This is a genomic window from Bartonella sp. AA97HXZ (genome assembly GCF_042196985.1).
GTDB lineage: Bacteria > Pseudomonadota > Alphaproteobacteria > Rhizobiales > Rhizobiaceae > Bartonella.
The window spans coordinates 1-598 of the sequence record NZ_JBHIRC010000106.1; the positions used below are offsets into that span (position 1 = coordinate 1).

The window sequence follows — 598 nt, forward strand, 5'->3', positions numbered from 1 at the left end:
AGCTTGAGAACATGATCTAGCCTTTCTTATTAGCAGCGTATTCTTGACGAGAAAGTTGTCTCTGTATATTTTTGGTTAATCTTTCATTGGCTTCTTTTACAATAGCAATTGCAATTTCTGGCTTGGACATTACCCCAGCAATTGATGGTCCTTCTTGTTTTGCAATAGGGAATTGATCTCCGTCATCTCTTTGAAACACATTCCCTCCCATTTTTAAATCAACACGCTTTGGAAAACTGCCTCCCTTGATAAAACCATGGGGTAAGATTTCTTTCTTTCCAAAAAGTGTGTAAGTTACGCCGCGTTTTGTTTCGTTTACTTTAAAAAATTTAAGAGGTATTGGTGTTCCAGAACCAATGATATCTGTCTCAAGAAACCTTGCTGTCGCCTTTTCTTTAATATAAACACCTCTTCTTATACGCTTTATTTGGGCTGATGAGATGTCAGCAACTTGCTTTTCAGTAAAGCGTTCAACTTGTTTTGCTGCAGTGTTTAGAGCATTACGCAAAGCCCAATTAAGGCGAGGGGCTTGAAGGCTTGTGAAGGTATCTTTTGCCTGTTGAAGATACCATTTTTGGTGGATGATTAACTTCAACTT

The 598-nt window shown here is 38.3% G+C and carries 1 protein-coding gene; it reads right to left on the reverse strand.

The features are described from left to right. Positions 1-16 precede the first annotated feature (16 nt). Positions 17-595 carry a hypothetical protein gene (locus tag ACFINE_RS09940; protein ID WP_375621914.1) on the reverse strand — a complete coding sequence of 193 codons (579 nt, stop codon included), beginning with the start codon at positions 593-595 and terminating at the stop codon, positions 17-19. Positions 596-598: the final 3 nt, after the last annotated feature.